The following is a 26,318-nucleotide window of genomic DNA, read 5'->3' on the forward strand; positions in this document are numbered from 1 at the left end:
TGTCGTGACGACCTCGCAGACCACCATGCAGATCGCGCCCAAATCGTTCACCAACAGCGAGGATGAACCCTTTTCGAATGCCACTTACTGGCCTTCCGAGCCCACGCCGTAGGCGACACGACTCCGTCATTCCTCCCCGTGGGTTGAACGGTTGCTGCTGAAGTCAGCTTCAAAGAGTTCTCGCTTTAGGGACAACGGAAGATGTTGTCGTAGCCAACCGCCGTCGACCGCAATTGTCGTCCCGGTAATGTAAGACGAACCTTCGCCGGCCAGAAACAACAGGACGCTAGCGATTTCCTCCACTCGGCCCCACCGCTGCAACATGATCATATCTTCGCTGAACTCGCGAATGGCGTCGGGTTGGTCATCTTGACGGAGGTCGCGGCTTAAGTCGGTGTCAATAGCCCCGGACTGTATCGTCACGACCCGGATGCCAGCGGGACCGTAGAGCGCGGCCAGTTCGTAAGTCAGCGATTCGAGGGCTCCTTTGCAAGCGACGTATGCGGGCGAAATGCCCACCGCCTGCTGCGACATGATACTGCCGACATTGAGGATGACTCCGCGGCAGCGGCGTTCCATATCGGCCGCTGCCCAACGAGAGAGAAAAGCCGGCGCAGTCAAGCAGATCCGCAGGGTACGCTCCCAGTCGTCCAGAGAGGTTCGCCGCAGCGAGCCCAGCGAGCGCCAGGCTGCATTGTTCACCAGCACGTCAATCCGCCCGAATTGTTCGATCGTTTTCGGAACGACAGTTTCCAAGAAGGAGAAGTCGCTCAAGTCGCCGGCGAGTACAAATGGGGGAGACGGCAGTCGGGCTCCTGCTTCAGCAAGCGCGGACGCGTCGGTCGCCACGGTCGCCAAGCGATATCCTGCTGCCGAAAAGGCCTGAGCGGCTGCCAAGCCAATGCCGCGAGATGCACCGGTAATTAGAACGACTGGCGATTCCGTAGTTGTCATAGCTGCTCCGCGACTGGCGCCGAAAGAAAACTGACCACGACGGCCACACCCTCGTCAGCCGTCACGGGCGTCGGCCGATGAATACAGACAACGCGTCCATCCTGCTGGGAACGAATCTCGATCGATTGATCTGTTTGCGTCTTGATCACTCCCAAGAGTTGGCCTCTCGTCACTTGATCTCCAGGCTGTACGACAGCGGAAAAGCGGCCGACTACAGGGGCCGGATGAGCGGCTTGGAGATGCCCGGCGCCGGCCCGGGCGTCTTCTGCGAAATAACGCACTTGGCATGTCGCTTCCGGCAGACGACTCATATCAAGTGCTGCGATGACGTGCAGGCAACCGTCCACGAGGCGTTCCACGCCGACCCGATCGACTGCCCTCCCTCCGCGGTATTCTACGTAAATCGCCGGTTTATTTGCGTCGCGCGCCGCCGAGAGCGATCGCCCGGACACGTTAGCGTCGGTTCCCCAAACGACGGGTAGATTGAAGGCCCGTGCCATTCTACGCTGTTCGGCTAAGACCAGCGGGTCGGAATGCAGCAGATAGCCTGCCAGAGGCCAGAGATCGTATTTCGCGCCGCCTGTATGCAGGTCGATCAAGCAGTCGGCGGATTGGATCAGTTTTGTCAGTTCCCAGGCAATTCGCTCGGTCAGACTGCCGTGTGAACGACCGGGAAATGTTCTGGCTAGGTCGAGTCCATCGCTGCCGCAGCGTTGCTTGAGGCGACAAGCGGACGGATTGGCAATCGGTACGAGAGTCACGCTGCCCGCAAGCGGCGGACTGCGGCGAAGGCGTCGTGCGAGGCGCCGGACGGCGAGGATCGGTTCAAGTTCGTCGCCATGTACGCCCGCCATGATGAGAAGACGAGGTCCGCTGACAGGGCCTGAGATTGTCGTCCTTTCGACTTCCATCGCACTCACCTTTCCTCATCGCGAGGAAGGGGGGCGTGTTCAGCATTCGTGGAGAAGTCGTCGTTCCAGCGGCTTAGATCCTCCCAGGGATAGAGCGGTCGTCGCCGACGATGATACTCAAGACGCGTGAAGTCGGCTGCTGTTGATCCCGGCGTATCAACTCGAATCATCTGCGAGCAAACTTCGCGATAGGCGGCCGTAGGTGCATGGACTCCCTTGGCGACCAGAATACGAAACAAACTGGGGTCAAGCCCGCAACTGGTGATTTGAGAAAGGCTGTAAGGCGGCATGCGTCGAGACGTGACGATCAGCGTCAACACCGACCCGTCGGTGACGACAGCCGTCGCCCCTTGATCGAACTCCGTGAAACCGCCGTGTCGCGGTTTCGCTTCGGCGAACCGCCCGGAGGTTAGGTTCTTCACTGTCCAAGTCCCGCATAACGGCAGCCCGGCGGACTTCCAGTGCTTGCCGCCGACGGCAGCTGTGACCTGTGCGCCAATTCCTGCTTGTTGTGCAATTGCGACGAAGTCTGCATCGCAGAGACAGACGAGGCTGGGCCCGATGGCAGCGTGGCGAATTGCATGAGCTAACTCCGTGGCATCAGCCGGCCCGCCTCCCCCGATGTTGTCCCCCATGTCCAGCAGGCAGATAGGCCCGGAAGCAACAGCAGCCTTCTCGATGGCCGTTGCGATGGACATCGACTGACGTTGGAATTGCTGCCGGTGCAGCCAAGCGTGATCGGCCAGTTCGTTCGCCAATCGCTTTGCAAGGTTTGGGGCGTTGTCTGTGACCACGATTGTCGACGCACCGAGTTCGGGAACGTCAGCGTAGGGAAAACCAAGCAGCGCGTTGGCCGCCAGGACGTCGTCGCGATAGCGGGCGTCTTCGGCTTGCGCAAACCACTCTCGACAGGGCGATTCTGCCGTGTGCTGTGCCTCGATTGCTATGACTAGAGGGAGAAACGCTGCGGCTAGACACGGCCGCACCTCGCCTTGGAGCGTCCGAGCCATCAACGAAGCCGCCTCGATGCCGCAATCGCGCTGATCGAGATGAGGGTTCGTCCGATAGGCGACCAACGCGGTGCAGGCCGCCGTCATGGCAGGCGATAAATTGGCATGGGGATCCAGCGTGGCAATCAACGGAGCATCAGGCCCCAATGCTTGCCGCACTGCCGACAGCCAATCGCCGTCCACGTCGAGAACGTTCTCACTGACCGTCGCACCGTGAGCCGCAGCCAATATGCCGTCTAAAGGACCGGCGGCGGCGAGCGTTCCGATTAGTTCTCGCCGCAGAGTTCCATAGTCTGCTGCACAAAGTGGTCCCCAGGGGACCGCTCGAGCCGCGAAGAGTGGCACGGCTTCGACGCCAGCTTCCTGGAGTCCGGCGAAGAATCCGCCGACTTCGTGGTGGGCGTCTCGGAATCGCTCGCGAATCGCTTCTCCGTGCAACAACACGTCGGCAGCGAAATCCCGGCGCGTGGTCACTCCGGGAGCGAACGTGTTCGTTTCTTGCAGAAGCGCTACGATTCCGACCCGCATGCAATCCTCGACAACTCCGGCAGCGGGCCGTCGAACCTCGAACTGCCGCGTTTCGTTTCCCAGATGAACGTATCAGGTAGCTCAGTGTTTGTTCATTGGGTAAAATAACAGTCGAAAGCCAATTTCGCAACGACCTTTCACGATGGTTGTGTCCGATGGATGCCCGCGACGTTCCCAATTCCGTACAGCTGTTTGCCGCGGCACAGAAAGTCCTGGCCACAGGCGTGTCCAGCGGGATGCGCAGAAAAGCGACGCCGTTGCCGCTGTACTTCGACCGAGCCGACGGGCCTTATTTTTTCGATGTCGACGGGCGGCGGTTGCTGGACTACACGCTCGCCTGGGGGCCTTTGATACTTGGCAGCAATCACGCGGGAATCAATGCGGCAATCGTCGAGCAATTGTCGCGAAGCTATACATTCGGAGCGCAGCATGAGCTCGAGCTCCGACTCGCGAGCCTCATCACGACCATCGTTCCTGGCGTTGAGCAGGTAATTTTCTCAAATACCGGCAGCGAGGCCGTACAAGCAGCCATCCGAATCGCCCGAGCCATTACTGGGCGAGACAAAATCGTCAAGTTCGAAGGCCACTATCACGGTTGGATGAACAACGTGCTGGTCAGCTATCACCCCGCGACCGGCGGTTCTTGCGAAACCCAGCCGACTTGCGGGGGTCAGCCCAGGTCCGAGTACGGGCAGACTCTCGTTCTACCTTGGAACGACGTCGCTGCGTTGCGCGAGTTGTTAGTCGACCGAGGCCAAGAGATTGCTTGCGTCTTGACCGAGCCGCTGCTGGCCAACAGCGGCTGTTGCGAGCCGAAGTCAGGCTTTCTTCAATCCGTCATTGATCTCTGCCGCGAACACGGCGCTGTGTCTGTGTTCGACGAAGTGATCACGGGGTTCCGCGTGGCGCTGGGGGGCGCACGGGAACTCTATCAGCTTGAACCGGATCTGTCGGTCTATGGAAAGGCGATCGCCGGCGGCTTTTCGCTCTCGGCCGTCGGGGGGCGAGCGAACATGTTCGACGTTCTTCGCGACGGACGCACGATTCACGCCGGCACCTACAATGGCAATTCCATCTGCTTGGCGGCCGCCTATGCCACACTCCAAGCACTGGCGGAACCCGGTGTGTTTGAGGGGATGAAGCGGCATGGCAGAGAACTTCGCAATGCGATCGAGAACGGAGGCGTTCGGAACGGGCTACCGCTCGCATTGTCCGGCGTGGAAACGGTATTCAGCCTGCATTGGGGACTTGAGACGGGACCGCGAGACTATCGGGACACGCTGCGAGCCAGCTTGTCGCTTCGCGACCGCTTTCAGATGGCAATGCTCGATCGAGGAGTCTTGTTGCTTCCCGACGGTCGCTGGTATGTCGGCGCCAGCCACGACGACGAGGCGTTAACGCTCGCGAAAGAGGCGATCGACGTGAGCATGCAAGTCCTCTTGTCGTAAGACTCAGGATTTGCGCTACAAGTACTCAACGCTGGTGCAAGGCCGATTGACGACGCGATCGACTCCGATCCGACAATCCCGCGAACTTCGCCGAGTACGAGCGTCGCGGCAGGCCTTACGAGAACGCTTACAACGCACTCTTAGCTGTAACAACAAAGGCTCAGCGACATGGACCACTCCGTTTGGGAACTGCCTGCCTCGCAAATCAGAGCCGGGGAAGTCAACTTCTCATTGACTGCCAAGGATGTTCCAGGAACCCCTTCAAGCTGGTCGATCGTCGGTCGAGTACTGACCGCGGGGGTGTCGGCTGGCGTCGAGGTTATCGAGATTAATAACGGAGCAACGACTCTCATCGTGATTCCCACGCGCGGCATGGGACTTTGGAGGGCTGAAAGGGAGGGAGAAACATTGGGCTGGAAGGCCCCCGTCCAAGGACCAGTTCATCCTCAGTTTGTTTCGCTGATGGAACCAAGCGGGGTTGGTTGGCTGGACGGATTCGACGAACTGATGGTGCGGTGCGGACTTGAAAGCAACGGTTCGGCAGTTTTTGACGGACAGGGACGACTGCTGTTTCCCCTTCACGGGCGAATCGCGAACAAGCCGGCTCACAGTCTGCAGGCATCGATTGATGCGACGAAAGGCACAATCAATTTGCGCGGAGTCGTTGATGAAAGTCGCCTGCAATCTCAGAAGCTGCGCCTGATGACGACGCTCACCACGGCGTTCGGCAGTTCGTCTTGGAAATGGCACGACGAGGTGACGAATCTCGGCGGCTCGACCGCAACGATGCAGATGCTCTATCACATCAATGTCGGCGAGCCGATATTGGCTCCCGGAGCTCGCCTCGTAGCGCCTGTAACAAGTGTCTCGCCTCACGACGATTATCCTGTCGACGCTGAGTTGCGAGATTACCGTGCGTATCCTGGCGTGGAAGCAAACTCAATCCCGCAATCGTTCTTTTTTGAGCTCCGGGCGGATCACGCGGGCGCTACCGAGGTTGTTCTCATCCAGCCCGCAGGCGAACGGGGGCTAGCAGTTCGTTTTAACAAGCAGCATCTACCTTGGCTCACCGTTTGGCGGAGCAACGCTTCGCCTGGCGACGGATACGTCACCAGCATCGAGCCGGGGACGAACTTTCCTAATCCGCGGCCGTTTGAGGAACGGCAAGGAAGAGTCGTTCGCTTGGATCCGGCAAGCTCATGGAGCGCCGAGGTAGAAATGGATTGGCTCACAGACGCTCCGGCCGTAGCGGCGGCCGAACTTCGAGTCGCCGCACTGCAGGGCTCTATGCTTCCGGACATCCAGGATCACCCTGTAGTCGGCTGGTCTGCGAAAGCCCGCGCCGAGCGTCCTGATTAAATTCTTTACCGCCGGCGATCCCTCCGCGCGACAGCTCCCCCGCCCATCATGATCGCAACAGCGAGCATCGCGCATGCCGTGGGCTCCGGAGCTGCAGCACTAGGAGAGCTTGGGCTCGTGCCGATAGTCAGCTTACGCTGCCATACAAGGAAGTCGCTCCCGTCGACTTTGCTGTCGCCGTTCGCGTCGCCGTAAGAGAAGTCTGCATCTGCCGACATTCCGAATCCTTGGTTCCAGACTGCCAAGTCAGCGGCGTCAACGCTGCCGTCGCCATTGAAGTCGCCCGGCTCGCCCTCAAATCGATTGCTCACAACCGCACCGAAATCCGAACCGATGCGCAGCTCGTCAAGCACCCAGGTGGCGCCTGATCCGCCGGAGATGAGGATTCGATCGAGCAACTCGCTGGAATTGAAGCCCAGCGAACTTGCCAGCGTCCAGTTCATCCCAGCTTCGGTCGCCGGCGCTTCAGTCCCGGACGGCAATGCAGCCAAGTACAGCCGATCGTTGCTTCCCGGGCCGGCGCCCGCTTCCGCGGCAATTTTAGCGATGAGGTAGTAGGAGATTCCCTTGGCGAAGACATTGGCTCCCGTGGCCGACTGGTTGCCGAGAAAACTGACGAATAGGCTTTCGTTGCCTTGCACGCCGAACTCGACGACTTGGCTCTCCCCTGCCTGCAATGCGACGCGGAAAGCTTCGTTAGGGCCTTCGTTGTCGATCAACAAATTATCCTGTCGGATCAACATCGAGAGATAATAGGTCTGGTCCAGCCCCAGATCGAGCGGCGTATCAAACTCTCGCGACATGCTGCCGCCGACGTTGAACAGTAAGACCGCACGGCGCTGTCCTTCCGTAATAAACGGAAATCCTGCGTACTGCAAATCGCTGGCCTCGATCAAAGCGTTGGAGGTGCCCGTCAGTTCGCCGGTGCGCTTCCACCCCCCCCGAAAGCCAATGCCGCCGTCTTTGATCCCTAGCAACGTCGCCGATTGATACCGAAATCCTTCGTACGCTAACAGACCGCTGGGAGGCTCGATAAACTCGATGTTGAACGACGTGAAGGTGATGCTGCGGGCCTGATTCGTCTCAAACAACACTCCGGTCATATCATTTGCGAGCAGCGTCATATCCGAATAGCCGGAGTAGCCGTCGTACAGAAGCCTCTCGCGCCAATAGGAGTTTCCTTCGTCGTAGCTGGTACGCACCACAAGGTTGTTGCGGTCCGGACCGCGGGGCCCGGTCCACATTATTCGATTGTGGTCGTCGCCCTCCGACTCAAGGGAGTACCGCTGAAGTGCAGCGTGAACTGATACGGCTGTCTGCCCGGGAATGAAGGCGCCCCAAGTTTCACCCCCGTCGGTGCTGATGAAGTTGCTCCGCGGGACTTCGCCGGAGTTGTTCGAGCGGGCGTCCATGCGGATCGATCCGTCGGCAAGTTCAACAATGCTGTCCTCGCCCGAGAGGTTGCCACCGGGAGTCAAATCGCCGCGTTGCCAAGTCATGCCTTGATCGTCGGAGTAGACGGCGTAAGAACGCCAACCGTTGACCCACCGCGCCGAGGGGACTATGAGACGCCCGTCACGAGCCTGGATGCCGCTGCCCGGACCGAAGGCGACGACGTTCCAATTGTCGTAGTCCTTGGCTCCCGCCGTAATGTCGATCGCGTCCGACCATGTCGCTCCGCTATCGTCGCTGTAGCGAGCCCATGCCGTATTGTTCGTCGTGCCGGGGAGCGAGTCGACCGTGCCGAGGTCGCCCTCGTATCGGTTGTACAGCACCCAGACGCGCCCGTTAGTTTCGTCGACCAGCGTCGCCGGGTTTGCCACCTTCTCGCCGAACGCCCGCGGACTCTCGATCACCTGGAGCGCAGACCATGTGGCTCCATGATCGTAGCTGCGCTTCATGACCAGATCGGTGTCGCCGCCAAAGCCTGGTTCCTCTCCAGTTCGCCCCTCGACTAGGGCGATCAACGTTCCATCGAGGGCTGTTGCCAATGTCGGCACGCGGTAGTTGGCATAGCCCACGCCGCCGACGAAGACGTCGACCGCCCGGGTCTGTCTGGGCTGTTGCGTATGTCCGGGCTGCGGCAAGACTTGGCTCGGACTGTTGGCGTTCCACACGTGTACGGAGTGCCACTCGCCGGCGACGTCGGCGCCGCCGGTCGTCCCGTCGCCAAACCCGATTCGATCTTGAAAGACTTGGAAACCCGTCAAGGAACGGGCAATGCTTGCGTCGGGGACGCTCGATACGGCTTGGCCATCGAGGAAAAAGTCAAACCAACTCGACGAACCGTTCCCGCGGTGACCTATGAAAATCGTATGCGGCGTCGACCAGTCGATTCCCGTAATGGCCGGAGTGAAACTGCCTCGGCCGTAGGCGATTTCGCCGTTGCCGACTCCGCTGACAGCCGCCTGGCCGAAAAGATCGACGTGAACGTTGTAGTTGTAGAGATTGTCGCTCCAAGTGAGATACAAATTGGGCCAAGCGCTGCTCGAAAAGGCAATATCCGAGAGCGGCTTCACTCGAAACTCGATTCCGTAGGCTCCTCCGCCGTGCGTGAAGGTTCCGGCAGGCAACAATGGCGAATAGTATTCGCCGTATTGCTCCCCTGGGACCATTCGCTGGTCCTGAAGCAGATAACTGCCATTGTTGGTCATGGCAGACCCCGAGAGCGTCCAGCCGAAGTCGGTCGGCGTGACCCCGACCCCCGCCGAGGCGGCGTTGAACGCCAGGAGAGGGGTTGCCGCTCGCGCCGGCGCGGCTGAGATCACCGCCCAGAGGGCTAATCGCCCCCCGAGATCTAAGGCTGCGCTGCCGAGAGCGAAATTGTGTGTACGACGAGCCATGACGAGGGCTAACACCGGGTGCAATTAGTCGTCAGAGAAGGCCTGATCCGAGTCAGCGGCGCCGCCCCGCCCCTCTCCCCGCCGACTCGAGACCAGGCCAGACTGATGCCGTAAATCGGAGTCCGCCTGTCGCGGAATGCGATCAACGACGAAATTCTAGGCGCGACGAAGAGCTGGACGGCGAATGCGATTGCGGATTCGCGCCATCACAACGATCACGCCTGATATGCTGATCCAAGAAGAAGGTTCGGGAACAGAGCTAATTGCCGCAACGATCGGAGCACTTCCAAACTGAGTCCTCCAGACGTCAAGGTCGTCCCCATCCACCATGCCGTCGTTATTCGCATCGCCGGTGGCGACGGACACCCCCGCGTCATTGCGTCCGAAATTGCGCTGCCAGATCATGAAATCGGAGCCGTCAACGCCCTCGTCTCCGTTGAAGTTCGCGGTCGCGCCTGCAATCAGAGCCGGGTTGCTGACATCCCAGACCCGGACAAAGTACCACTCGGCGCGAACGTTGATGCTGGCGGTTGTTCCGTCGCCAAATCCGATCGAATCCTGAAACAGCTCGAATCCTGAAAGCGAACGCGCGATGCTGCCGTCGATTCGCGTCGATTGGATTACCCCGTCGATATAAAAATCGAACACGCTGGTCGTGCCGTCCCCGCGGTGTCCGATGAAGATCGTATGGGGCGTCGACCAATCAATATTCGAGATGGCGGGCGTGAAACTGCCGCGCCCGTAAACAATATCGCCGTTCGGCTCAGGTGCGGAGCCGTCGTTGCCGTCGCGATCGATTGAGATGTTGTAATTATAGACGTTGTCGCTCCACGTGAGATACAGATTCGCCCAAGCGGGGTTCAAGAACGGCAGGTCGTCGACTGGCCGAACGCGGAACTCGATTCCGTAGTCGGCCCCGGCGTGCGTGAACGTGCCCGGGGCGAGGAACGGCGAGTAATACTCCCCGTAGTTGAAATCGACGTCGGCGTCATGGTCCTGGTAAAGGAACTGGCCGGTGTTCACCATGGGAGCTCCCGACCTCGCCCAATTCGGATCGAAATCCGTCGGCGTCACGCCCGCTCCGGCGATCGAGGCGTCAAACTCCAGCAGTTTCGTCGCTGCCGAACAGGGGGCAGCGGTCGGAACGCACGCGAGCAGTAGACAGAAGGCGGATTGAACTTGCTTGATCATGGAACAACACTCCCCAAGCGGCATGGCGTGATTCAAACTGACGCAAAGTCAACCTTGACTCGTCGTCACTGCGGAGTCAGCTGCGAGGCGGCGGCAGCTCCTGGCCAAAGACCAAGATCCTCAAGAAAATCCGAGCGATAGATCCATAGGCCGTCCGCGCCGCCGGCCAACTGAGCTTTTCCGGCCGCGATCATTTGTTCATTCGTCGTAAGAAAGCGATTGAACGGCGCCAGTGATGATCGCAGCATGACTTTGTCGCCCGCCAATTGCCGAGCCTGGCTCACCTTGGCAGGCATCTCTTCAATTGTGTCGTTGTATGTCGCCAAGAAATAGTCGTCGATTAAGCCGGCGCGAGCCCACCCTGGGCAATCGCGTCCGCACATGCGTCTTTCCCGCTCGGGATCGGTGTCTCCGAATCCGCCTACGCGAATGTGCTTCCCGCTGCGCATCACGGCAGCGCGGAACTCGCCCACAAAGGTGGTCACCGAGGCGCTGCGCATGTCGTTGAACAGCATCCACTCCGGCGAATCGATCGGCACTTCGCGAGGATCGAATCCGTAAATCGCCAAGCAGGCCTGAATCAACGGCGGATCGTAGCCGTAGAAACCGTAAGCCGTTTTTGGTTGAGCCGTGGTCTCGGGGTAGCGGCAATAATCGAGCATCACGCCGTCGACGGCGTAGCCCTCGACCAGATCCATCAGCAGCCGGACCTTCGCCGCTCGAGCTTCGGGATAGGCGAGCGATACGGAACGCGTCGTCGTTTCCGAAGAGGCGCGGCCCTCGCGATCGCGAGTTTCCCACTCTGGATTCTGCTCGAGCAGCTTTCCGGCAGGACCGACTGCGACGGACGGATAGACCGCAATCCCCACGGCATGAGCGCGTTCGATCATCGAAGCGAGCGAATCGTAGCCTTCGTCGAGCCCCCTTTTGTAGACCGCGCCTAGCGACTCGCGGTCAGTCTTCCAATACACCGTACTCCCCCCGGAGAGCGAAGGGAAAAGAGCACGCACGCCGAATTCCCGACACTTCGCGATAAAGGCGGTCGTTTCCGCTTCGGTCTCGAACGTGGCGCAGTAGAGTCCGAATCCCAACGCCGCCTCGTCCATGGCCCCGGCCGCCAGCGCGGCGCGGGGCATGGTGAACGTCAAGCCAAACAAGGCGATCATCGCAAACAAGAAGCAAGGCTGCTTCATAGAACTCTCCTCGCATTCTGCCGCCATGATTTCCTTGCCGACCACATTACGATCGCACCTGACGGTTTCTCCGCCGAGCGAAAAGACCTCCCGCCGTTGCCGCAACTGCCGCGAAGCCAAGCGAGGAGGCCTCGGGAACGGCCGCGGCAGCAGGATTGTTGACATCCCACACGCGGACGAAATACCACTCGCCCGCGACGTCCTGGTTGCCCGTGGTCCCGTCGCCGAAATCGACCGCGTCGCGAGCAAAGCTGCCGGTTCTCGCGATGCTGCCGTCGGTGATAGTCGACTGGAGGACGCCGTCGAGGTAGAAGTCAAACACGCTGGTTCCTCCGCTGCCGCGATGCCCGATGAAAATCGTGTGAGGCGAAGACCAGTCGATACCCGTGATGGCGGGACTAAAACTGTTGCGTCCGTAAACGATGTCTCCCGTGCCGCTCGTGGCGGCGTTGCCGAACTTGTCGACCGTGATGTTGTAGTTGAATTGATCGTCGCTCCAGGTCAGATACATCTCCGGCCAAGCGGCGCCGACGAAGTTGACGTCCGTGAGGGGGCGGACCCGAAATTCGATCCCGTAGGGCGCTCCGCCGCGACTGAACGTCCCGGCAGGCAGAGTCGGCGAGAGATACTCGCCCGATTGCTCCCCGGGAACGCCCGTGTTGTCCTGGAGCAAATACACTCCGTTGTTGACCATCGGCGTCCCAAAGCGGGTCCAACCCTGATCGCTGGGAGTCACGCCGGCCCCAGCTGTGGCGGCATTGAATTCTAACAACAGCGTTGCCGCCGCTTGCGGCATCTGTAGTGTCGCTGCGCACCACGCGACAGCAAAAATGGGCAGAACTTTCGACATTAGCGTTCTCCAGGTTGCGACCACTCGCGATGGTGAATGGCCAAGTGAAACCGCCTGACTACGAGCCTCTCGCCCTGCTGTTCCGTGTCGTCCTTGTCAATTGCTCACTTTGGATCAACGCCGATCACGGACTCGACGCCGCCCGACAGGCTGCGGTTCGGGTTCACCCCCGGTCGCTGCCTCCCCGTCGGTATTCCCAGGGTTGTCGTCGCAACCGGTTTTGTCAAGCAATAAACAAACCCTCGCCCCGATTTCTCAAAACTGCCGCGAGTCGTGGTCCTCGAATCTCAGAACGGATTCGGTTCTCACAATCAACCTGTGCAAGGGGCTCATCCAGCGGAGTGCTCTAGGTGACAGCGACGCCACCCCGCACGCAGGATTGTCCCGGCTTGAAAAACCTCGCCGAGGTATCGTTACGTCTTGAATAAACATAGCCCAGGCGGTAGGATACGCACTTATGCACTGCTTCTTGCCTCAGCGCTGCAAAGAATTCGCCCTGTTTTCAGCCGTCGTTGTCTCGGCGTTCGCTGCCGGGTGCGGCCGATCTGCCGGAGAGGGTCGCATTCTCGTCGCAGGCCATGTGCACTTTGACGGGCAACCGGTGGCGGTCGGTCAGATAAGATTCATTCCTGCCGAGGGCACCAGCGGCCCCATCACGGTCACGGCCATCAAGAACGGTCGCTATACGACCCAAGCCTCGTCTGGAGTCCCGCACGGCACGCACCGGGTCGAGATTACGGCGTACGATGCCGAGGAGTACGCGAACGCCCCGCGCGGTCCAGGCAACCCGCCCGTCCGTCAACTGCTGCCCGACAAATTTAACCGCCAATCTACGTTGACGGCCACCTTCGAGGCAGGTTCCGCCAGCGCCGTGCAGGACTTTGACCTAACGCCCTGAGAAGTAGAGGCCCGAAGCATGCCACGCCCTGATTCGCTCAGTCTCGATCGAAACACAATTCGCGGATTGGCGAGGCGAACGCATGGTCTGAGTTCAAGATCAGCGGCGACGCGCGTGCAAGGCCACAGACGCACGAAGCTGTCTCGCCGTTTCGTAACTTATCCGTGCCCGCAAGCGACGCCGGCCCCGACGTCGAGATCTTCCCGGTTCGCTCGGCCCCTACATGGTTTCACGCTGGTCGAGTTGTTGGTCGTGATTGCGATCATCGGCGTGCTTGTTGCGCTCTTGCTCCCCGCCGTCCAAGCGGCCCGCGAAGCGGCACGACGCACAACATGCGCAAACAACGCCCGACAGATCGGGATCGCGTTTCAGAATTACCATGCGGCGCTTCGACGCTTTCCTACGGGCATTGAGATGTGGGGGGCGGGCTCCCGAGGCCGCGCGAGTTGCGGAGCGCCCGAGGGAGATTCCGATCGCTATTACGGCTGGGGCTGGGGAGTCTATGTCATTCCCTACATGGAAGCTTCCAACGTTTACAGTCGCTTTGACTTTCAGAAACGGTCCGGCGCCTCTTACGCGGAAGGTCCGAACTTCGCGGCGGGCGCGGAATTCATTCCCGCCTACGCCTGCCCTTCCGATCCGCTCGGCCAGGAGTTGGTGTTCTGCTGCAGCACGCTTCAGAACGGCAGCGCACCGGACGAGGATCTCGCCAAAACAAACTGGGCGGGCGTTGCGGACAGTCTCGATTGGAGTTGCGACGGCACTTGGCCCAGCGCGAGCGCCAATGGCGTTCTCTACCAACGCTCCAAGACGGCCGTCAAGGACATCGTGGATGGCACGAGTCACACGCTGCTGGTCGGAGAGACGATCGGCTCAGGCCCAAATAACGCGTTCTTTTGGGTGACTTGGAACGTGCTCCACACGGCGAATGGCATCAATCTGCCGCTGCGCGAGCCGCCGCTGCATCCCTGGGTGGTCTCCCAAAACGGATTTGCCAGCCTGCACCCCTCCGGCTGTCATTTCACGTTGGCCGATTCCAGCGTGCAATTCATCAACGAGTCGATCGATCAACGGGTGCTCGCCGCATTGACGACGCGGGACGGCGGCGAAGTCATAGGCGATGTTCGTTAGATTGTGCGGGTTCGCGCGTGGCCCTCATGCTCCTGCAGATTGCGGCGGCGTCTCGTACTCTTCCACCCATCGCATCTCGTTCATGATGTCCTCGCCGCCCGTTCGCGAAGTCGCCCTGGCATTTCTTGCGCATCCTGATGATGCGGAGATCCTGTGTGCCGGGACATTGATTCGACTTGCCGACGCTGGCTGGGAGATCCATCTCGCAACGGCGACGGCGGGCGATTGCGGATCCACTACGCTGGCCCCGGATGTCATCGCCTCGATCCGCCGCGGCGAGAGCGAAGCCGCTGCTCGACAGATTGGCGCCCGCTACCACTGCCTGGAAGAGCGAGACGTGCAAGTGGTCGCAGACAAACCGACCCTTCGCAAGGCGATCGATCTGTTCCGTCAAATTGCTCCTTCGATCGTGTTCACGCATCCGCGCCGCGACTACATGTTGGACCACGAGCAGGTCCACTTGCTTGCTCGAGCCGCAAGCTTCAGCTTTCCGATTCCCAATGCATCGACGATTCCTGTGCAGGCCGGGTCGATCGTGCCGTGGCTGTACTATTGCGATCCGTTGGATGGTTACGACCCTTACACGGGCGAACCGGCTCCCGCGACCACGAGCGTCAATATCGCCGAAGTGCTGCAACGGAAAACCGAGATGCTTGCTTGTCATGCTTCTCAACGAGAGTGGCTGCGCGCCCATCACGGAATTGACGAGTACGTTCTCGCCATGACAAGGCACGTAGCGCGGCGGGGACGTGAACGAGGGGTTCCCTACGCGGAAGCATTCGCCCAGCACCGCGGTCATGCCTATCCGCAGACTGATCTTTTGTTCGAACTGTTCGGGGAGGCGTAGGCGATGGGACGTCCGCTTAGCAAAGTCGCTCCGGACTGGTGGGACTACACGACGCTTGACTCGGAACTGCTGCGCGACGCGGCGAACCTTTCCGCGACGGACCTCGCGGAACTGTCGCGAGACGGCTTTCATGTCGCCATCTACGACACGCTCGAAGAGTTTTACTGCGCCGAGGCCCTGGAGTACGTCGCAGCGTGGCGGAAATCGTCGGCCGATGCGCCGGCAGGGATTTGCGGCCCGATCGGCCCTACCGAACAACTCCCGCTGGTGGCGACGATTGTCAACGCCTTGGATCTCGATCTTCGCGACGCGCATTTCTGGGGCATGGACGAATGGGTCGAGGACGGGCGACCGGTCGCTCCCGATCACCCTCTTTCGTTCGCGAAGGCCGATTTGGAGTTGTGCTTCAATCGGATCCGACGCGAACTTCGCATGGCCGACGCGAACATCCACTTTCCGATCGAAATCGCTGAGTACCAACGCAGCTTTCGCGACATTCGTTGCGTCCTCATGCAAGGCGGCCAAGGCGAGGTAAAGCACTGGGCGTTCAATGATCCGCCTCGACGAACCGGCGCCTACAAGGATCAACCTCCGAGCCCGTCAGAATATCGTCAACTCGCAACGCGAATCACCGATCTCCATCCCATGACGGTCATTCAGAACGCACGCACGTCGGGCGGCGGCTACGTGCCGCAGGTGCCCACGACAGCGGTTACCGTCGGGCCGGTCGAGACTTGGCAGTCCGAATGCGTTTCCATTTGGCACCCCGGGCATCACGACAATCCGTTTGGCATCCGATTATCCGCGCTCATGATCAGCAAAGGTATCGCGGACGCCTCGGTTCCCATGTCGCTGCTGGCTGAGCATCCCAACGTACGCTTTAGTTACTATCGAGGCGGCATTGGCGAAGTCGAGGTTCAAATGCACTAAAGGGGATTTGCGGAACGCCTCGACGGCAAGCTCATGGTTGCAGCATCGAGTCGTTTCTTGAATCTCCGGTCCCTTGACGTAGCAAGAAAGACTGTCACGAGTCTCTTCCTGCTGGCATGATTGAGTGCACATCTTCGCAGTAAAGGGGCCGTTCGCGACAAAGCGGGGACGGTTCACTCGGACAGTGATCTCGAGGACGCTCGCCATGTGCGGAGACGTCGCGCTGCGTCCTGACGACGGCAACAAAGTTCCGAGGACTTCCGATCGGTTGCCAGTGCCGAGTCGCACGTCATGCGACGTTGATCAACGATCCAACTGCCGTTAGGCAAATGAGGCAATGCATGAGCATCTGGCGATGGCGTGAACTAGGCAAGCGGGTCGACCAGAGACTCCAAGCGTCGCTCGGAGAAGGAGACACAGCGACAATCGCCTCGCGACGAATTTCGGCCGAGGTTGGGCTTCCGCATTTGTGGTTCAAGCTGGAGAGCGGCAACCCAACCGGTTCCTACAAGGACCGTTTCGCAGCGGCGGCAATTTCCCACATGCGAGAGACCCGCAAACGACGTTGCGTCACAACTTCGAGCGGTAACACCGGTTCAGCATTGGCTGCCTACTGCGCGGCCTACGGCCTCGACTGCCATATCGCGATCGTCGAGGGGGCGCCAGCGGGGAAGCTTGTGCAGATGCTGGCCTACGGAGCTCAATTGTTTCGCGTTCGAGGCTTCGGCTTTGATCCGCTTGTCACGGAGCGGACTTTTTCGACGCTCGAAGCGATCGGTCGCCAGCAGGACGCGTCGCTGCAGATCAGCGCCTATCGCTATAGTCCCGACGGCATGGTCGGAGTGCAGACAATCAGCTACGAACTGGCGACTCAGTTGGACGCGATTGACCATGTCTTCACCCCAGCCGGAGGAGGAGGACTGACTTGGGCGGTCGCCAAAGGCTTTCGTGACCTCGTCGAAAACGGCTGCTTGCCGAGAATGCCTGGCATTCACTGCGTTCAGCCGGAAGGCAACGCAACGATCACCGCTCCGCTGCGGGCCGGAGGGCAGCATGCCGTGGCCGTTCAATCGAAGACGCGCATTAGCGGCTTGCAGGTGCCCACCGTGATCGACGGCGACGGCGCCATTGCCGCTTGTCGAGAGTCGGCCGGGACCGGTTTCACGGTCTCTGACGACGAAGTCTTCCAGGCACAGCGTCGTATGGCTCGCAGCGAGGGTATCTTTTGCGAACCGGCGGGGGCCGTTGCGCTGGCTGGATGTCTCAAGGCCCTCGCCACAGGCGAGATCGACGCGACGGACTCCTGCGTCTGCCTTGTGACAGGCAGCGGCTTCAAAGACTTGGCTGCTGCCGAAGCGATGTGCGACTTGTCGGCCTGTCCCCTGGTGGACGATTGCGAACTGAGCGAGCTGATGTCAAGTCGGCCTAGCGGTCAGGTATGACCAGTTCCTGAGGGAACGTGCTGAGCTTCGTCGATCCGCCCGCCGTAATCCAATAGTCGTCCTCGATGCGAACGCCGCCGCCCAAGTCCGGTCCGTACAGACCTGGTTCCACAGCCACCAAGTCGCCAAGTTGCAGCGTATCGTTCCAATGAGGATTGAGTCGCGGCGATTCGTGAGCGTTGAGCCCCGTCCCGTGACCAAGATGATGAGGAAACGTCCACGGGTGTACGCCGGACAGCATACCGCGAACTTCGTCGTATAGGTGCATTCCCGAGACGCCGTGCTTCGCATTTTGCTCAACGTAACGCAATGCTTCGAGGACGAGCAAGGCGGCCTCCTGCTGCTTTGACGTCGGCTGACCATTGACCACGAACGTCCGGCACAGATCGCAGCGATAGCCGCGCACGCTCACAGCAACGTCTAGAGGCATGAGTTCGCCCGCCAGAACCGCTCTTCGCCGCGGCGGTCCCCCCGGGGTCCCCGCCTGAAAGTCGTTTCCAAGTTCCTCGATCGGGACGCCCAGCTCTTTGACAGCCGCAGACTGCATTTCCGCGTACAGATCGATCTCTCGCACGCCGGGAGCCAGTATCTGGCGGGCCCGTGCGTAGGCTGCTTCGCATCCTCGAATGGCGTGGCGAACAAGCTCGACTTCGTCAGCATCCTTGGTGCGTCGAAGATCTAGCAATGTGGGGGAAATGTCCCTCCATCGGGGCGACTCGAGCCATAGCAATTCCGGGGAATCCGTGCCCACCCGCCCTGAAGTCGGGAGCACGTCCTTGATGCGATGGAAGGAGGCGGCGTACGGGTCCTGCAGCATCGTCCCGAGACGGTTTTCCGTTACGCCCAAACAGCGATCGGCTGCAAATTCACCAGTCGCCAAACGTTCCGGAACGGCCAAAACGCTGGTGCCCTCCGCGGAAACGTACAGCAGCGCAGCGTCGTGGGGGGTCGGCCAGAAACCTGTGAAGTATTGAATGTGGCGGCGATCTTTGATCAGGGCGCCTTCGATCGCCAAACCGGCGAACTGACTGACAAGGCGGCTTTGCCGGGTGCGACAACCCGCCGGGCAAAGTGCGAGGGAATCCATGGCCGGCCTCCCCCGTGAGGCTGTTTCAGGTTGCGGCGGTCAAACGACCCAGATAGAATGTTGATGTGTTAAAGTAACATGGTCCGGCTGCACTCGCTAGAGTTCTCGATCCTTATCGAGGAGCTATCGGGCGACAATGCAGGCTGGTGTTCCGTGAAGAGGCAACGAAGCGAACTGCCGGCAAGCAGGTGCTCGGAGTTCCTAGGAAATCATGGCAGTTATGCCCGAATCCTTACTTACGTCGTCCTCACCGCTCCGAATCGAACCCGCCCTCTGGGGCCAGTGGGGCAGCGCCTGCGTTTCGGATGCACTGCGAGCGCTCGGTCGGGCGTTTCAATCTCTCGAAGGCTCGTTCCCCGGCTTGACGCCGGAGCATCGTCTCGCGGGGCCGGCCTTTACAGTTCGCTGCTATCCCGGAGCGACATGGGCGCTTGAGCAGGCGCTTGAATTGGCTTCGCCCGGCGACGTCCTGGTCGTCGACGCTGGAGGACGCCCCGACCTCATCGTGATGGGGGCGCTGATGTCGCAGCGAGCTTGTTCTCGCGGACTGGCAGGCGCTGTCGTCGATGGCGCCGTTCGAGACGTCGACGAAATCATTGCCATCGGGCTCCCGGTCTTCGCTCGTCATATTTGTCCGCGTGCCGGGACTCATGCTGAAATCGGAGAATGGCAAACGACGATTTGTTGCGGTCGCGTCCCAGTAAATCCCGGCGATTGGGTGGTCGCCGACCGGTCGGGGGTCACAATCGTTCCGGCCAGCATGTACGAAGAAACGGCGGCGGAAGCTGCGCTAATTTTCGAACGCGAGTTGCTGACGGCCGAGCTCTTGCGATCCGGCGAGAGCCTGAACGCGGCGGCGGTCGCGGCTCGCCATGAGACAGGACATTGAGTCCCAACTCATGAATCTGCATTGGCATAGCGAAACGTTCTGCTACGCCTGGGGCCCGCATCAGCCGACTCTTCGGTTGCCGAGCGGTTCCGCCGTGGCGGTCGCTTGTCCCGACGCCGACAACGGCCTGGCCGACGGCAGCGACCTGCCTCGGCATCGGCGGCAGGTCCCCTCCAGCGCAACATTTCTCGAAGCGAATCCTCTGGCAGGGCCGATTTACGTCGAAGGAGTCACTGAACGGGATTCGCTGGCCGTAGAATTGCAGGCCATCGAACTCACCCGCGATTACGGCCTAACGCTGCTTGCCCCAGACCATGGACTGCTGTCGAGAACCGAGGCATTGGGGATGCAGCCGGCTGCGGGCGAATCGATCCCGCGCCATCTCTATCGCTGGCGAATCGATGTCCCAAACGGCCTCGCCGAAGTCGCGAATCCCCTGGGATGCGACCAGCTACGAATCCCTTTGCAGCCGACGTTAGGATGCCTCGGAGTCTGTCCGCCGCGGGGGCAAGTAGAGTCAAGCTTATGCGCTGGAGTCTACGGCGGGAATCTGGACTTGCCGCTGCTAAGACCCGGCGCCACGATCTGGCTGCCTGTTTACGAACCGGGAGGGCTGCTCATGCTCGGCGACATTCACGCCGCGCAAGGGCCCGGCGAGATCGTGGGGGGCGGAATCGAGACCAGCGGAGTCGTTTATATCGCTGTCCGGCGAATTCCCAATCGGCCAACGCCGGCGCCCCGGCTGCTCGTCGACGGCAAGCTGTTCGCCGTCGCTACGGCGTCTGATCTGCGAACCGCAGTGAGCACCGCTTACGCACGACTCCTGGATTGGTTAGCAGCGGATCTTGGGCTCAATCGCTGGGACGCTTATCAGTTAGTCAGCCAAGCGGGTCATTTCGAACTTGGGGGCATCGCCATCGCGCCCCATGTCACAGCGGCCGCAGGTTTGCCCGTCGACCTATTGCCCGACCACAGCCGGCAGGAGCTTAAGCAATGGCAGTCGTCCGCTGGGGAGTAGTTGGAGCTGGCGGGATCGCCCGCCGCCGCATGATTCCTGAAGGGATTCTCACAGTTCCTGAAGCACAGTTGGAGATCGTCTACGCTCCGAACTCGGGGCACGACGTAGCCAAGCAATTCGGCGTGCGCGCGGCAGATCGCGAAGAAGACGTTTATGCCGCCGGACTGGACGCCGTGTACGTCGCTAGCCCCGTCGATTGCCATCGTCGGCAAGTCGAGCAAGCGGCCGCCGCCGGGCTTCATGTCCTCTGCGAGAAGCCGCTGGCCCTGAACGTCGACGACGCACGCTCGATGGTCGAGGCATGCGAGGACGCTGGGGTTCTGCTGGGCGTCGGGTTCATGATGCGGCACCATCCTCATCACCAGCGCGCCGCAGCCCTGGTGCAAAGCGACGCGATTGGCGTTCCGGTCTATGCGCGCGCCCAACTGTCGTACTGGTATCCGCCGCTGGCGGGCGCTTGGCGTCAGATGCCCGAACGCGGCGGAGGCGGAGCCTTGCCGGATCTTGCTTCGCATTGCATCGACTTGCTTGAGTACATCCTTGGGGCGACAGTGCACAGTGTCTTCTGTCATAAGGCCCAACGGGTCCATTCGTACTCCGTCGAAGACACCATCGTGATACTCCTGGAGTTTTCAACCGGGGTCGTTGCGACAGTCGACTGCCTGTTCAGCACCCCGGATGCGGGCGTACGCAATCGGCTGGAACTCTACGGCTCCCAAGGTTCGCTATTGGCGGAGAACACGCTCGGCCAAATTCAAACCGGGACGCTGGAGCTCACTGCCACGGGCCCCGCCGACAAGGACGTCGTCGACCCTTCACTCGTGAATCCTGCGTCAACCGTGGCATACTCCCTGCCCCAGGGGAATCTGTATCACTCCCAGGTCGTCGACTTCTGCGATGCGATTCGACATGGTTGTCCGCCCGTCGCTTCGGGACGCCAAGGATTGTGGATACAATCCGTCCTGGCTGGCTGCAGGCAATCAGCAAGCGAGGACAGGAGAGTCGAACTCGATCCCGTCGACTTTGTTGCCGCGGCAATCCGCCGCGGCGAATGACTGTGCGGGCTCGTAACGGAGCGCGGAGAAATTGAGAAGATCTGGCATTTCCCCCCGCGCCACGGGTAGCATGATTAAGCACGTGAACAGGCGGGTTGCCGAGGACTGAGCCTGGCGATTATGGCTCTCCGAGATGCATTAGTTTCCTGATCTGCCGGCCGCGCCGCGTCCGACCTCCACACTGTCATCGTGCATTTCAGCACCATCTCACTCAAAGCGGATCATGGAATCTCCCAACATAGGCAATTCGGAACTGATCACCCAGGTGAATCGGTGTCTCGTTCTCCAAGCAGTGCGCCGATTGCAGCCGACGTACCGAGCTGAGGTGTCGCGTTGGACAAATCTCAACCCGGCGACCGTCACTGGCATTGTGACCGACCTGATCAAGAGCAATTTGCTGAAAGAAGTCGCCGGCGGCGTCCCGGCGCCAGGGCCGACTGGAGGGCGCCCTCCCACGATGCTCGAACTCAACAAGAATGCTCGTCGATTCCTGGCGATCGATATTGAGCCTGAGCTCGTTCGCGTCGCGATCGTGGACCTGACGCTCAATTTGGTGAAGTACGAGGAGCAGGTAGTCGATCGGCATAGCCAGCCGGCTGCTGTAATCAACGAGATCATACGGCTGTGCGAGGATATGCTCAGTCACGGCCGGCGCGGTCGTATCGACGGCATAGGCTTGAGCCTTCCCGGACTCATAGACCGCGAGCAAGGAATCCTGATCAGTTCCACGAACTTACCAAAGTGGCGGAACGTGCCGATTCGCGACATGATCGCCGAACGGCTCGGGCATGCACCGCAACTCGAAAGGTCGTTTCACCTTGCCGCGATGCATGAGGATTGGATTGATCGCTCGAGCCAAAACAACACGAAATTGATCCTGTCTCTACGAACCGGCATCGGCATGAGCGTGGTTCGGCAGGGAGAAGTCTATCAAGGCGCCGGAGGATTCGACGGAGAAGTCGGGCATACTGTTATCGACCTCAACGGCGAGTTGTGCGAATGCGGAAACCGGGGTTGCTTGGAAACGTTTGTCAGCGCCGACGCCGTTAGGAAACGAGTCGAGCACATGTTGCGGAAGGGCCGCTGCCGAGCCGCCGCTGCGGCCGTCGCAAAGGGCGAATTGCTCCGGCCCGAGCTTGTCTATCGACTTGCGAAGGAGGGCGATGAAGATTGCACGGAAATTGTGCGCGACGTCGGGCGATACGTCGGCTTGGCCGCGGCCAATCTGGTCAATTTGCTGGCCCCTGACGCACTCGTCGTCTGCGGATCGATCGATACGGCCGAAGAGATCTTGCTCGAGGCGATTCGAGAACAGATCTCCGAGCGCGTGCTGCCGCAATTGAGAGGGCACCTCACGGTCCGTTTGGCCGCCGCCAAGGAGAAAGCCCCGCTTCTGGGTGCCGCCGTACTCGTGGCGCGGGACTTGTTCGACCTTCCCCGGTTGGCTCATCCGCAATCCGCGCTGTAGGACGAAGACGAGCCCATGTCCGATCTCCTTGCGGAACCGGCCCCGCTTACGCCCGTGTTCCTCCTCGTCGGGCAGTCAAATATGCTCGGCACGACGTGCCTGGAGGAACAGGCCTCCGATCCCGGTCGAAACACGGCCGACAAACACGTGGAATTCGCGTGGTCGAACGTTCACGCCTTGAATACGGAATACCCGCCGCGGTTGTACGGCAACTCAAACAACGAATTCCGGACGCTGCACGCCCAACAAGGCGAAGGAGCCGATCGAACGTTTTGGGGTCCTGAGTTCGCCTTCGCTCGTGCGATGCACGTCGCCGGTTGGCGTCGCCTCACGCTGATCAAGGTCAGTCGTGGAGGAGGGGGCAACACCTATTGGAGCCGCCGTGCGTTCTGCGAAGCTCCGGCGCAAGGGCACATGTGGGGACACCTTCTCGACGTTCTCCGAGGCTGCCTTGATGCGTTGGTGGAGCAACGCGTGAGATTTCGCGTCTGCGGCCTGCTGTACCTCCAGGGGGAAAGCAACAGCGACGCTGAAGCGGCTGCGGCTGGACCGCGCCTGAACGCGTTTATCGACGATCTGCACGCATGGCTGGAGGCGAGATACGCCGGAGCGAGCGACGGCATGCACGCCGTCATCGGAGAAATCGCCGCCAGCCAGTCCGACCCCCGCCGTGCGAAGACGGCGCGCCAGCACTTCGCACTGGCGACACATCGAGACGATGCGTCGTTCGTCGGGACTCGCGACCTCGCGCTCAAGTCCGACGGCATCCATTTCGGCAAAGACGCTAAACTCGAAATCGGCCGCCGATTCGCGCGAGCTTACCTACTTGCACGCGATCGCCTCTGACTCATTGCATACTGTTCTGTCTGCCCCGATTCTCGTTTTCAGAGATGCCGTTCAGCGATGAAATACCCTGAGCGACTGTTCGAGCCCAACATCATTCACGACCCCGCGCAATGGATGGGAATTTGGACGCCGCAGGGGTGGCGTGTTCACAAGAAGCGATGGGGACGCGCTAATCGCGTGACAGTTCATTTGAGCGGCGACGGTCGAACCACGTTCTTTCCCGGCGCGCTCCGCGACCCGTCGTCCGGACGAGTGGCATGGAGCGACGACCTTCATGTGCAGGACGATTCGTTCACCGATGGCGGCATCTATCCTTGTGATCCGCGCGTCGAGTATCCCGCCGGTCGTCCCCGATGGGCTGTGTCGCACACGTTGTTGTGCTATCCGTACGCCGATCACGGTCTCTACACTCACGAATACGAGTGGGATCTCGTTCACGGCCATTTGCATACGCGATTCCGAACGCACATTCCGTTGGAGCAAGCTGCAACCGACGCGGCGACGGGTCGATCCGTGCTCGTTGCGAACAAGCCTCTCAGTACGACTATCGAAGGCAACGTGCAATACCCGCTGCTCAATAGCGCAGTGCGCGGAGTGTGGGACAATCCTGAAAGGACGGGTCGCAACTACTACACACAGCGCACCGTCCAGCTGTTGTCGATGCACAACGCCGTCTACGTGACCACGCCCCGCACGCCGGTAGTGCAGTGCCACGGGTTGTACCTGACGGACACCCAAGATCCCTTGACGCGAGTGTTTGATCCCGAGACTGGCGAATGCGGCGATTTGGAGTATTTGGCAGCCGCGATGCACGTGCCGCTCGACGAGCCGCGACTTGGAATGATTCGCGTCTCGGGTCGGCCCGCCTGGAACCGTTCGTTCGGACGGACTATTCAGGTTCCGGCGGAAACGACAGGCACGATCGATGCGAGAGATCTGTACGAACTCGAGCGACGAATAGGCGCGCGCTTCTGCTTCGGCCAAGTCGGTTACGCAGCCAACTCGTACTTCGACGGCGACGTCGGCGCCGAGGGTTTCGTTCCGGCTTACGACTTCAACCGCAATTTCGAAATCGATGGCGACGACGCGAGTTTTCTCCGCAGTCACTTGGGTCGACGCGTCCGCTACAATCTATACCTGGACGCTTACTTTGGCGGCGACTGGCTGTCGACTTACTACTGCGTCAACGCCGAGCAGCGCCCTGGCACGCCAATCATTGCAGATTATGAATTTGGCGGCGGCTACGATCCGCAAGCCGGCGTCGTACACCTGCTGGACACCCCAGGCCCTGATCGCCCCGTCTGGGTCGAGTATCACTACGATGCACCAGCTGCTCCGGGCGAAAACAACATTGTGCTTCATCTCTATCGGGAGATTGACAACGGACCACGGGCCGCTGGCACCTCGTCCTAGTTCTGGCGGCAACCCTGTTCGCGTCTGCCAGAAAGCGACAATTGTGATGTCGAGTTCGCAAGAATATGTTGCTACGGCAACAGGTCCGGTGAGGGTTTCTGCTACGCTTGGCGCAGCGCGACGACCGCCGCCTCGGCATGCAGAGAAGACAAGTCAGCTTCCGACAATCGACGATACGGGCGGGGAGCGAAATTTCCGGGAATCCCGCGGGCGTTGAGAATGCCAGTCATGGCCTGAAAGACGCCGTAGCGCTGCAAAACCCCGACTAAAGCAGCCATTGCTCGGGACAACTCCTGTCCGCGATTCCACGCGTGGTCCTTCGCCGCCTGTTTCATGAGCCGCACCCAATTGGGGAATATGCTGAACGCCCCATCGAGGTGCTCGGCGTGGCCCGACCGAAGCAATGCATCGACGAGCAAAGGTTGTGCAAGAATTACGCGAAATGCGGGCCCCGCCAACTCATCGGCCAGCAAGCGCGCTTGCGCGACGTCCCCGGAGCACTTGATGCCGCGAATATTGGGGTGCACCGCCAGCGTCCGTACGGTGTCCAAGGTTAACGTCGTTCCTGTTCGCTGGGGCAAATCGTAAAGATAGAGCGGCGTCCGCGATTCGTCGGCCAACGCCCGGTAGTAATCGATCAACTCTTCCTGAGAGAACTTAATGAAATACGGCGCAAGGACGACGACGCCGTCAATCTTGAACTCGTTGGCGACACGGATGCGATCACGCGTCCGCGTAAAACTGCAATCACCGACTCCCGCCAGCGTAGGGCCGTGCAATGCCCAGTGTTCTGCGCATTCCTTAATCAGTTCGCGGTAGACCGCGTCCGACAGCAGTTGCAGAAGGCCCATCGTGCCGGCCGCCAGGATTCCGTCCACTTGGCCGCGGGCTTGATCCTCTAAGTGAGCTCGTAGTCCTTCGCGATGGAGCTCCTCGCCATCATCCAAGGGGGTGCCGATCGCCGAAATGAAGCAGGGCGCAAGCGCTGAGTCCAAGGGCATGACAAA

22 protein-coding genes are annotated in these 26,318 nt (G+C 60.5%); 13 read left to right on the forward strand and 9 right to left on the reverse strand.

The window, feature by feature from the left end; translation table 11 throughout:
- Nucleotides 1-126: 126 nt before the first annotated feature.
- The 3 genes from KF688_15690 to KF688_15700 all read right to left on the reverse strand — a co-directional run bounded on the left by KF688_15690 (nucleotide 127) and on the right by KF688_15700 (nucleotide 3,403).
- Entirely contained in the window at nucleotides 127-954 is an 828-nt protein-coding gene (locus KF688_15690; GenBank protein ID MBX3427119.1) for an SDR family oxidoreductase, read from the reverse strand.
- Nucleotides 951-1,808, reverse strand: coding sequence for a succinylglutamate desuccinylase/aspartoacylase family protein (locus KF688_15695; protein MBX3427120.1), 858 nt, complete (start codon nucleotides 1,806-1,808; stop codon nucleotides 951-953). Before KF688_15695 ends, KF688_15690 begins: the two co-directional genes overlap by 4 nt.
- Before the next feature lie 62 nt (nucleotides 1,809-1,870).
- Nucleotides 1,871-3,403 carry a M81 family metallopeptidase gene (locus tag KF688_15700; protein MBX3427121.1) on the reverse strand — a complete coding sequence of 511 codons (1,533 nt, stop codon included), beginning with the start codon at nucleotides 3,401-3,403 and terminating at the stop codon, nucleotides 1,871-1,873.
- 155 nt (nucleotides 3,404-3,558) lie between these two features.
- On the opposite strand from KF688_15700, the gene KF688_15705 reads away from it, so the two are divergent.
- A complete protein-coding gene (locus KF688_15705; GenBank protein ID MBX3427122.1) occupies nucleotides 3,559-4,851 on the forward strand; it encodes an aspartate aminotransferase family protein in 1,293 nt (430 codons plus the stop codon).
- A gap of 168 nt (nucleotides 4,852-5,019) precedes the next feature.
- Complete coding sequence (locus tag KF688_15710) at nucleotides 5,020-6,210, forward strand: DUF4432 family protein (protein MBX3427123.1); 1,191 nt, start codon at nucleotides 5,020-5,022, stop codon at nucleotides 6,208-6,210.
- Between the two features lie 5 nt (nucleotides 6,211-6,215).
- Here the strand turns inward: KF688_15710 and KF688_15715 are convergent, their stop codons facing one another.
- The 4 genes from KF688_15715 to KF688_15730 form a co-directional block, all read right to left on the reverse strand.
- Nucleotides 6,216-8,297, reverse strand: coding sequence for an exo-alpha-sialidase (locus KF688_15715; protein ID MBX3427124.1), 2,082 nt, complete (start codon nucleotides 8,295-8,297; stop codon nucleotides 6,216-6,218).
- Nucleotides 8,298-9,209: 912 nt separating this feature from the next.
- Nucleotides 9,210-10,076, reverse strand: a complete 867-nt coding sequence (locus tag KF688_15720) for a hypothetical protein (GenBank protein MBX3427125.1) — start codon at nucleotides 10,074-10,076, stop codon at nucleotides 9,210-9,212.
- Between the two features lie 233 nt (nucleotides 10,077-10,309).
- Nucleotides 10,310-11,410, reverse strand: coding sequence for a family 10 glycosylhydrolase (locus tag KF688_15725; GenBank protein ID MBX3427126.1), 1,101 nt, complete (start codon nucleotides 11,408-11,410; stop codon nucleotides 10,310-10,312).
- A gap of 73 nt (nucleotides 11,411-11,483) precedes the next feature.
- Nucleotides 11,484-12,287, reverse strand: coding sequence for a hypothetical protein (locus KF688_15730; protein ID MBX3427127.1), 804 nt, complete (start codon nucleotides 12,285-12,287; stop codon nucleotides 11,484-11,486).
- A 457-nt stretch (nucleotides 12,288-12,744) separates the two neighbouring features.
- Here KF688_15730 and KF688_15735 point away from each other — a divergent pair, with 457 nt between their 5' ends.
- The 5 genes from KF688_15735 (at nucleotide 12,745) to KF688_15755 (ending at nucleotide 17,535) form a co-directional block, all read left to right on the forward strand.
- Nucleotides 12,745-13,185 carry a hypothetical protein gene (locus KF688_15735; protein MBX3427128.1) on the forward strand — a complete coding sequence of 147 codons (441 nt, stop codon included), beginning with the start codon at nucleotides 12,745-12,747 and terminating at the stop codon, nucleotides 13,183-13,185.
- A gap of 252 nt (nucleotides 13,186-13,437) precedes the next feature.
- Nucleotides 13,438-14,316, forward strand: a complete 879-nt coding sequence (locus tag KF688_15740) for a DUF1559 domain-containing protein (GenBank protein MBX3427129.1) — start codon at nucleotides 13,438-13,440, stop codon at nucleotides 14,314-14,316.
- A gap of 82 nt (nucleotides 14,317-14,398) precedes the next feature.
- Nucleotides 14,399-15,163 (forward strand): PIG-L family deacetylase, encoded by a 765-nt coding sequence (locus tag KF688_15745; protein ID MBX3427130.1) that lies wholly within the window; start codon nucleotides 14,399-14,401, stop codon nucleotides 15,161-15,163.
- A 3-nt stretch (nucleotides 15,164-15,166) separates the two neighbouring features.
- Nucleotides 15,167-16,093, forward strand: a complete 927-nt coding sequence (locus KF688_15750; GenBank protein ID MBX3427131.1) for a glucosamine-6-phosphate isomerase — start codon at nucleotides 15,167-15,169, stop codon at nucleotides 16,091-16,093.
- 341 nt (nucleotides 16,094-16,434) lie between these two features.
- Nucleotides 16,435-17,535, forward strand: a complete 1,101-nt coding sequence (locus tag KF688_15755) for a pyridoxal-phosphate dependent enzyme (GenBank protein ID MBX3427132.1) — start codon at nucleotides 16,435-16,437, stop codon at nucleotides 17,533-17,535.
- Here the strand turns inward: KF688_15755 and KF688_15760 are convergent.
- The gene (locus KF688_15760) at nucleotides 17,519-18,550 is read right to left on the reverse strand and encodes an aminopeptidase P family protein (GenBank protein ID MBX3427133.1); all 1,032 of its coding nucleotides are present in this window, start codon (nucleotides 18,548-18,550) and stop codon (nucleotides 17,519-17,521) included. The two genes, KF688_15755 and KF688_15760, sit on opposite strands and share 17 nt — an antisense overlap.
- Nucleotides 18,551-18,842: 292 nt before the next feature.
- Here KF688_15760 and KF688_15765 point away from each other — a divergent pair, with 292 nt between their 5' ends.
- From KF688_15765 to KF688_15790, 6 genes are all read left to right on the forward strand, one after another.
- Nucleotides 18,843-19,511: an RraA family protein gene (locus tag KF688_15765; protein ID MBX3427134.1), complete on the forward strand. Its 669-nt coding sequence runs from the start codon at nucleotides 18,843-18,845 to the stop codon at nucleotides 19,509-19,511.
- Nucleotides 19,512-19,521: 10 nt separating this feature from the next.
- Entirely contained in the window at nucleotides 19,522-20,529 is a 1,008-nt protein-coding gene (locus tag KF688_15770; GenBank protein MBX3427135.1) for an acetamidase/formamidase family protein, read from the forward strand.
- A complete protein-coding gene (locus tag KF688_15775; GenBank protein MBX3427136.1) occupies nucleotides 20,505-21,584 on the forward strand; it encodes a Gfo/Idh/MocA family oxidoreductase in 1,080 nt (359 codons plus the stop codon). The genes KF688_15770 and KF688_15775 overlap by 25 nt, the downstream gene beginning before the upstream one ends.
- 325 nt (nucleotides 21,585-21,909) lie before the next feature.
- Entirely contained in the window at nucleotides 21,910-23,052 is a 1,143-nt protein-coding gene (locus KF688_15780; protein ID MBX3427137.1) for an ROK family protein, read from the forward strand.
- A gap of 15 nt (nucleotides 23,053-23,067) precedes the next feature.
- Nucleotides 23,068-23,898, forward strand: coding sequence for a hypothetical protein (locus tag KF688_15785; protein MBX3427138.1), 831 nt, complete (start codon nucleotides 23,068-23,070; stop codon nucleotides 23,896-23,898).
- Between the two features lie 57 nt (nucleotides 23,899-23,955).
- Nucleotides 23,956-25,311, forward strand: a complete 1,356-nt coding sequence (locus tag KF688_15790; protein MBX3427139.1) for a hypothetical protein — start codon at nucleotides 23,956-23,958, stop codon at nucleotides 25,309-25,311.
- 101 nt (nucleotides 25,312-25,412) lie between these two features.
- On the opposite strand, the gene KF688_15795 is transcribed toward KF688_15790, so the two are convergent.
- The gene (locus tag KF688_15795) at nucleotides 25,413-26,312 is read right to left on the reverse strand and encodes a dihydrodipicolinate synthase family protein (GenBank protein MBX3427140.1); all 900 of its coding nucleotides are present in this window, start codon (nucleotides 26,310-26,312) and stop codon (nucleotides 25,413-25,415) included.
- Between the last annotated feature and the right edge of the window lie 6 nt (nucleotides 26,313-26,318).

It is taken from the genome of Pirellulales bacterium, assembly GCA_019636345.1.
Taxonomy (GTDB): Bacteria; Planctomycetota; Planctomycetia; order Pirellulales; family Lacipirellulaceae.

Excerpts from the sequence above, each read along its gene's own strand:
- KF688_15690 (MBX3427119.1), bottom strand. The coding sequence starts at position 954 with ATGACAACTACGGAATCGCCAGTCGTTCTAATTACCGGTGCATCTCGC.
- KF688_15695 (MBX3427120.1), bottom strand. The coding sequence starts at position 1,808 with ATGGCGGGCGTACATGGCGACGAACTTGAACCGATCCTCGCCGTCCGG.
- KF688_15700 (MBX3427121.1), bottom strand. The coding sequence starts at position 3,403 with ATGCGGGTCGGAATCGTAGCGCTTCTGCAAGAAACGAACACGTTCGCT.
- KF688_15705 (MBX3427122.1), top strand. The coding sequence starts at position 3,559 with ATGGATGCCCGCGACGTTCCCAATTCCGTACAGCTGTTTGCCGCGGCA.
- KF688_15710 (MBX3427123.1), top strand. The coding sequence starts at position 5,020 with ATGGACCACTCCGTTTGGGAACTGCCTGCCTCGCAAATCAGAGCCGGG.
- KF688_15725 (MBX3427126.1), bottom strand. The coding sequence starts at position 11,410 with ATGATCGCCTTGTTTGGCTTGACGTTCACCATGCCCCGCGCCGCGCTG.
- KF688_15730 (MBX3427127.1), bottom strand. The coding sequence starts at position 12,287 with ATGTCGAAAGTTCTGCCCATTTTTGCTGTCGCGTGGTGCGCAGCGACA.
- KF688_15735 (MBX3427128.1), top strand. The coding sequence starts at position 12,745 with ATGCACTGCTTCTTGCCTCAGCGCTGCAAAGAATTCGCCCTGTTTTCA.
- KF688_15745 (MBX3427130.1), top strand. The coding sequence starts at position 14,399 with ATGATGTCCTCGCCGCCCGTTCGCGAAGTCGCCCTGGCATTTCTTGCG.
- KF688_15750 (MBX3427131.1), top strand. The coding sequence starts at position 15,167 with ATGGGACGTCCGCTTAGCAAAGTCGCTCCGGACTGGTGGGACTACACG.
- KF688_15755 (MBX3427132.1), top strand. The coding sequence starts at position 16,435 with ATGAGCATCTGGCGATGGCGTGAACTAGGCAAGCGGGTCGACCAGAGA.
- KF688_15765 (MBX3427134.1), top strand. The coding sequence starts at position 18,843 with ATGCCCGAATCCTTACTTACGTCGTCCTCACCGCTCCGAATCGAACCC.
- KF688_15770 (MBX3427135.1), top strand. The coding sequence starts at position 19,522 with ATGAATCTGCATTGGCATAGCGAAACGTTCTGCTACGCCTGGGGCCCG.
- KF688_15775 (MBX3427136.1), top strand. The coding sequence starts at position 20,505 with ATGGCAGTCGTCCGCTGGGGAGTAGTTGGAGCTGGCGGGATCGCCCGC.
- KF688_15785 (MBX3427138.1), top strand. The coding sequence starts at position 23,068 with ATGTCCGATCTCCTTGCGGAACCGGCCCCGCTTACGCCCGTGTTCCTC.
- KF688_15790 (MBX3427139.1), top strand. The coding sequence starts at position 23,956 with ATGAAATACCCTGAGCGACTGTTCGAGCCCAACATCATTCACGACCCC.
- KF688_15795 (MBX3427140.1), bottom strand. The coding sequence starts at position 26,312 with ATGCCCTTGGACTCAGCGCTTGCGCCCTGCTTCATTTCGGCGATCGGC.